Here is a 6,240-nt window from a genome sequence, read left to right as displayed (position 1 = left end):
GATTTATGGAAGGGGCATGGGCGAATCGGCAAACTTTATGAAAGCTTTACAATGGCACCACAATTCAGCAACATTCGAGCGATATAGTTTGTTCATGGAAAGAGAAACAATCCAAACCGATGATTAAGGAGGATTTTCATCAGATGAAAAAGCTCGGCAAATTGCTTATGGTGCTGACCGTGGCAGGGGCGCTTCTGGCGGGATGCGGAAGCAACAACGCGGCTCCGGCACAACCGGAACAACAAGGCAATACGCAAAACAACGGATCTTCCGTATCCGGCGAGTCGGTAACCGCCGTAGGTTCCACCGCGCTGCAGCCGCTCGTCGAACAAGCTGCCAAAGACTTCACGGCCAAGAATCCGGGCGTGCAAATTCAGGTGCAGGGCGGCGGCAGTGGCACCGGTTTGAGCCAGGTTGCCAGCGGGGCAGCCACCATCGGCAACTCCGACATCTTCGCCGAGGAGAAACAAGGCATTCCGGCCAACGAACTGGTTGACCATAAAGTGGCGGTAGTCGGGATGGCAGCGGTGGTAAGCCCGAAAGTCACGGTTGACAATCTGACCAAGCAGCAGTTGATTGACATTTTCACCGGCAAAATCACCAACTGGAAGGAAGTAGGCGGCCCAGATCTGAAAGTAACGCTGGTCAACCGTCCGAAGAGCTCCGGCACTCGCGCCACCTTCCACAAATTCGCGCTGGACGGCCATGACGAAGCAGAAGGCATCACCGAGGACTCCTCCGGCACTGTCCGCAAAATCGTAGCCGAAACTCCGGGTGCAATCGGCTACCTGGCGCTTTCCTACATCGACGATTCGGTAAAAGCGCTGAAACTGGACGGCGTGGAAGCCTCTGCGGAAAACATCGCCGCGAACAAGTATCCGGTATGGGCGTATGAACACATGTACACCAAAGGGGAACCGACCGGCACGGCAAAAGCGTTTCTCGACTTCATTCTGAGCGATGAGGTACAGAAGAAAACCGTCACGGACCTGGGCTTCCTGCCCATCACCGACATGAAGGTGGAGCGCGACGCCCAAGGCAATGTAACCCAAAAATAATGGACAGACAATCGGCAGCAGAATGAGGGGTGGGGGGGCACTTGCCCCTCATTTTGCGTGTTTCGCTGATTTATATGTTCGTTGATTCATATGGAGGGAGAGTATGAGCCATCGTTCGGAAGGGTCAATCATCGTAAACAACCGCATCAGCGCAGACCGCACGTCGGAAGTCGGGGAACGGACGTCCGCGATCGATCGCAAGCTGCTGACGTACAACAAGCGTCAGTTTACAGAGAACGTTACTGGCCGTTTTATCGCCATGGCGTGCGCCGGTGTGCTGGTGGTTGTCGTGCTGTCCATCACGTATTTTATCGCCTCCAAAGGGCTGTCGACGTTCCTGGTCAACGGGGTGAGCCTGGGCGAGTTTTTGATCGGGGTAAAATGGGACCCGGAAGGTGAACCGGCTGTATACGGCGTGCTGCCGTTTATTCTCGGCTCGTCTCTCGTCACCCTGCTGGCTGCTCTCATTGCGGCCCCGTTGGGCATTGGCGCAGCCATTTTCATGACGGAAATGTTCCCGGGGTTCGGAAAAAAAGTGCTCAAGCCGGTCATCGAACTGCTGGTGGGCATTCCGTCGGTCGTGTACGGCTACGTTGGTCTTACCTTGCTGGTGCCGTTTATCCGCGAGCAGTTTGACGTTTTGGGGTTCAGCCTGTTGGCTGGGGGGCTCGTGTTGGCCCTGATGATTCTGCCGACGATTACCAGTGTGGCGATGGACGCCATTGAGGCTGTGCCGCAGGATTTGCGCAACGCCTCGCTCGCGCTGGGAGCGACCCGTTGGCAGACGATTTGGAATGTGGTGCTTCATTCTGCGCTGCCGGGGTGCCTGACCGCTGTCGTGTTGGGGATGGCCCGTGCGTTCGGGGAGGCGCTGGCTGTGCAGATGGTGATTGGCAACACCACCAGGCTGCCGGGCGGCCTGCTCGATCCGATCAGCACCCTGACCAGCGCGATTACGCTGAATATGGGTAACACGATCCAGGGGACGCCCTACAACAACGCCCTGTGGTCCATGGCGCTCCTGCTTCTGCTGATGTCGTTTGTCTTCATCATGGTCTTGCGCATTCTCGGCAGAAGGAAGATGGTGACCAAATGAGAGCAAAAGTTATTGATCGCGCGGCCACGGTTGTTCTTACACTGATTGCGCTGTTGATCATCGGCACACTGATGGGGCTGCTTGGCTTCATCCTCTCGCAGGGATGGCACAAGCTAACGTTCGACTTTCTCACCTCTCCGCCCGACATTGTCAATGCAGGCGGGGGAGTAGGGCCGCAGTTGTTCAACTCCATCTACCTGCTGGTGCTGACCATGCTGATTGCCCTGCCGCTGGGAATCGGGGCCGGCATCTACATGGCTGAATACGCTCCCGATAATCGGTTTACCCAGTTTATCCGGTTGAGCATCGAAGTGTTGTCTTCCCTTCCATCCATCGTCGTCGGCCTGTTTGGGCTGCTGGTGTTCGTCAACATGACTGGATGGGGATATTCCCTGCTGTCCGGCGCCTTGGCCCTGACCGTGTTTAACCTCCCCCTGCTGGTGCGGATTACCGAGGATGCCCTGCGAAACGTCCCCCGCAGCCAAAAGGAGGCCAGTCTGGCGCTGGGGATTACCAAGTGGCGGACGATTGTTTCCGTCATTCTGCCGGCGGCGCTGCCGGGCATAATTACCGGCGCGATTCTGGCTTCCGGCAGGGTTTTCGGGGAAGCGGCGGCGCTGCTGTTTACCGCCGGAATGTCGTCTCCCACCTTGAATTTCACCGATTTTTCCCTGTTCAGCCCGACGTCTCCGCTCAATCCGTTCCGCCCGGCTGAAACACTTGCCGTGCACATTTGGAAAGTAAACAGCGAAGGGCTGACCCCCGATGCCCGGGACGTCGCCGACGGGGCGGCTGCCATTCTCGTCCTGGCTGTGCTCGTGTTCAATCTCGGTGCCCGTTGGTTTGGCAGCTGGCTGTACAAGAAAATGACTTCGGGAACGAATTAGGGGAGGGATAAACGCCATGCAAACAGGTACAGCGGTTGATACGATCATTCAAATGCGCAACGTCTCTGTGTACTACGGCGAAAAACGCGCCGTTTCCAATATCAACATGGACATTGAACGCAATGCGGTCACGGCGTTTATCGGACCATCAGGCTGCGGAAAATCAACGCTCCTGCGCAGCCTGAACAGGATGAACGACCTCGTTGACAGCTGCCGCGTCACCGGTTCGATCGTGGTGGACGGGATTGAGGTGAACAGCGAGAAGATCACCATCGAAGGACTGCGCCAGGTGGTCGGCATGGTGTTTCAGCGGGCCAATCCGTTTTTCAAATCGATTTACGAAAACATTGCGTTCGCTCCCCGTTTTCACGGCGTGCATGACAAGCGGGATCTGGACGAGCTGGTGGAGAAAAGCCTGCGCAAGGCAGCGCTCTGGGATGAAGTGAAAGACCGGCTGCACGAGTCTGCGCTCTCCCTGTCCGGAGGCCAGCAGCAGCGGCTGTGCATCGCCCGGGCGATCGCCATGCAGCCGACGATTCTGCTGCTGGACGAACCGGCTTCCGCGCTGGACCCGATTTCCACGATGAAAATTGAAGAACTGGTGCTGGATTTGAAGGAAGAGTACACTATTGTGATCGTGACGCACAATTTGCACCAGGCTGCCCGCATCTCCGACAAGACGGCGTTTTTCCTGATGGGAGAACTGGTGGAAATGAACGACACGTCGAAAATCTTCACCGCGCCGCAAAACAAGAAAACGGAAGATTATATCAGCGGCCGTTTCGGCTGAATCTCCCTCTGTCGAATTGCCCGCATGTTGAATGCGACTAGCTCTTCGCCGCGCAGGTTGACTGCATGGTGGAGGGCCTCGTGGTCCACCGCGACGCGATCGAGAAGACGAGAAACGAAGGAGCGATTACCGCATGAGCGTCATTTCGGTTCGTGAGTTGAATCTCTACTACGGCAAACAGCAAGCTCTTCATCATATCCATCTCGATGTGGAACCCCACTCGATCACGGCCCTGATCGGCCCGTCGGGATGCGGAAAATCCACGTTTTTGCGGACGCTGAACCGCATGAACGACTACGTTCCGCACACGCGCATCACGGGAACGGTCAAGGTGTTTGGCGAAGACATCTATGGCCCCAACGTGGACGTGGAGCGTCTGCGCAAAAACATCGGGATGGTGTTTCAGCAGCCCAACCCGTTTCCGAAAAGCATTTACGACAACATCGCCTACGGTCCGCGTCTGCACGGCATAACGGACCGCGTCACGCTGGACGAGATCGTGGAAAACAGCCTGAGGGCAGCCGCGCTCTGGGACGAGGTAAAAGACGTGCTGAAAAAGCCGGCGTACGGTCTCTCTGGCGGTCAGCAGCAGCGTCTCTGCATCGCCCGCGCGCTGGCGGTCCAACCGCAGATTTTGCTGATGGACGAACCGACGTCGGCGCTCGATCCGATCTCCACGGCGAAGATCGAGGAGCTCCTGCTCACGCTGAAGGGTACCTACACGATCGTCATCGTCACCCACAACATGCAGCAGGCGGCCCGCATCTCCGACAAGACGGCGTTTTTCCTCAACGGAGAACTGGTGGAATACGACGCCACTCCGGTCATCTTCCAACATCCGAACGACAAGCGGACAGAAGATTACATCACGGGGCGTTTCGGATAACTCCACAGTATCGTAATATAAGAAGAGCGGCCTTTTTGAGGTTCGCTCTTTTTCATGTATGTGTCCCGCCGCGCGTACACAACAGACACAGCGGGGGATGAGCGAGAGGAGAAACAACAGTGGTCTGGCTTGCATTCATCATTTTTGCAGTTACCTTGACTCTAGTCATCTGGCAGCCGCGCGGACTGTCGATCGGGTATCCGGCTGTCGGCGGCGCGCTGCTGGCACTGGCCTGCGGGGTGGTCACGCTGGCAGACGTCGGAGAAGTGACGGGCATCGTGTGGAACGCCACCATCAGCCTGGTCGGCATCATCGTCATATCCTTGATCCTGGATGAAATCGGCTTTTTTGAGTGGGCGGCGCTGCACATGGTCCGATTGGCCAAAGGCAGCGGCCGGAAGATGTTTGTCTATGTGATTCTGTTGGGCACGGTCGTTTCCGCCTTGTTTACCAACGACGGGACGGCCCTGATCCTGACGCCGATCGTTCTCGCGCAGGTGCGCGCCCTGCAGCTGGACGGGCGGGTGGTGCTCGCTTTTGTGATGGCCAGCGGTTTTATCGCTGACACCAGCTCCTTGCCGTTTGTGGTCAGCAACCTGGTCAACATCGTATCGGCCGACTATTTCGGCATCGGCTTTGCCGCATACGCGGGCAGGATGCTGCTGCCCACGCTGGTATCGGTGGGGGCCAGCCTGCTGGTGCTGTTTTGGTATTTTCGCCGCAGCATCCCCCGAAGCTGCGACCTGACCCACCTGAAAGAGCCGCGTGAGGCCATTCGGGATCAGGAGCTGTTTCGCCTGTCATGGCCGATTCTGGCCGTTCTCTTGGCCGGTTTTTTCGCTAGTGAATGGCTGCACCTTCCCGTGTCGCTGCTGATTGCCGGGGCGGCTGCAGCGTTTTACCTGGCAGCGAGAAAGAGCGCGGCGATTCAACCGCGCCGGATTGTGAAAGAGGCGCCGTGGGTGGTCGTGATTTTTTCCATCGGGATGTACGTGGTCGTCTGGGGGCTGCACAACGCCCGCTTGACCGACTGGGTGAGAGACTGGCTGGATGTGCTGTCCGTCCACGGGCTGTTTGCCGCGACCGTTGGGACGGGCTTTACTGCAGCAGTGCTGTCCTCGGTGATGAACAATTTGCCGACGGTGATGTTTGACGCGTTGGCAGTCCAGGGCACGGCGACTGCGGGGGTGGTTCGCGAAGCGCTCGTCTACGCCAACGTCATCGGTTGTGATCTGGGGCCCAAAATTACGCCAATCGGTTCGCTGGCGACACTGCTTTGGCTGCACGTACTGGGGCGCAAGGGTGTGACGATTACCTGGGGCCAGTATTTCCGCACCGGGATCGTCCTTACCGTGCCCACATTGTTTTTCACGTTGACTGGCCTGTATCTCACGCTGCTTATTTCGGGATAAACGGGTCGCTCATGGTCAGCCTGTGGACAGGCTGGCCTTTTTTTGTTGTGCTGGGTTCGGGTCTTTGGGGCAGTGAGCCGCGATTGGGAGAATAGCCGCTGGAAATCGAGG

At 57.4% G+C, this 6,240-nt stretch carries 6 protein-coding genes; all 6 read left to right on the top strand.

All coding sequences use genetic code 11. The features are described from left to right. The first annotated feature begins 143 nt into the window (after positions 1-143). The 6 genes from KDN35_RS18085 (at position 144) to KDN35_RS18060 (ending at position 6,129) form a co-directional block, all read left to right on the top strand. Complete coding sequence (locus tag KDN35_RS18085) at positions 144-1,058, top strand: phosphate ABC transporter substrate-binding protein (RefSeq protein WP_212133484.1); 915 nt, start codon at positions 144-146, stop codon at positions 1,056-1,058. Positions 1,059-1,161: 103 nt separating this feature from the next. Next, positions 1,162-2,154, top strand: coding sequence for a phosphate ABC transporter permease subunit PstC (gene pstC / locus KDN35_RS18080; RefSeq protein ID WP_249179188.1), 993 nt, complete (start codon positions 1,162-1,164; stop codon positions 2,152-2,154). Further along, positions 2,151-3,041, top strand: coding sequence for a phosphate ABC transporter permease PstA (gene pstA, locus KDN35_RS18075; RefSeq protein WP_212133482.1), 891 nt, complete (start codon positions 2,151-2,153; stop codon positions 3,039-3,041). Before pstC ends, pstA begins: the two co-directional genes overlap by 4 nt. Before the next feature lie 16 nt (positions 3,042-3,057). Further along, a complete protein-coding gene (gene pstB, locus KDN35_RS18070) occupies positions 3,058-3,831 on the top strand; it encodes a phosphate ABC transporter ATP-binding protein PstB (protein WP_171566159.1) in 774 nt (257 codons plus the stop codon). A 133-nt stretch (positions 3,832-3,964) separates the two neighbouring features. Then, positions 3,965-4,717, top strand: coding sequence for a phosphate ABC transporter ATP-binding protein PstB (gene pstB / locus KDN35_RS18065; protein ID WP_171566160.1), 753 nt, complete (start codon positions 3,965-3,967; stop codon positions 4,715-4,717). A gap of 119 nt (positions 4,718-4,836) precedes the next feature. Beyond that, a complete protein-coding gene (locus KDN35_RS18060; RefSeq protein WP_212133480.1) occupies positions 4,837-6,129 on the top strand; it encodes an arsenic transporter in 1,293 nt (430 codons plus the stop codon). Positions 6,130-6,240: the final 111 nt, after the last annotated feature.

The organism is Brevibacillus sp. NL20B1, from assembly GCF_018195675.1.
GTDB lineage: Bacteria > Bacillota > Bacilli > Brevibacillales > Brevibacillaceae > Brevibacillus > Brevibacillus aydinogluensis.
The sequence above is the reverse complement of the archived record's forward strand: the minus strand, read 5'-3'. Positions and strand labels throughout refer to the sequence as shown.

What these genes read in the sequence shown, in the direction of transcription:
- KDN35_RS18085 (WP_212133484.1), top strand. Translation starts at nt 144, where the DNA reads ATGAAAAAGCTCGGCAAATTGCTTATGGTGCTGACCGTGGCAGGGGCG.
- pstC (WP_249179188.1), top strand. Translation starts at nt 1,162, where the DNA reads ATGAGCCATCGTTCGGAAGGGTCAATCATCGTAAACAACCGCATCAGC.
- pstA (WP_212133482.1), top strand. Translation starts at nt 2,151, where the DNA reads ATGAGAGCAAAAGTTATTGATCGCGCGGCCACGGTTGTTCTTACACTG.
- pstB (WP_171566159.1), top strand. Translation starts at nt 3,058, where the DNA reads ATGCAAACAGGTACAGCGGTTGATACGATCATTCAAATGCGCAACGTC.
- pstB (WP_171566160.1), top strand. Translation starts at nt 3,965, where the DNA reads ATGAGCGTCATTTCGGTTCGTGAGTTGAATCTCTACTACGGCAAACAG.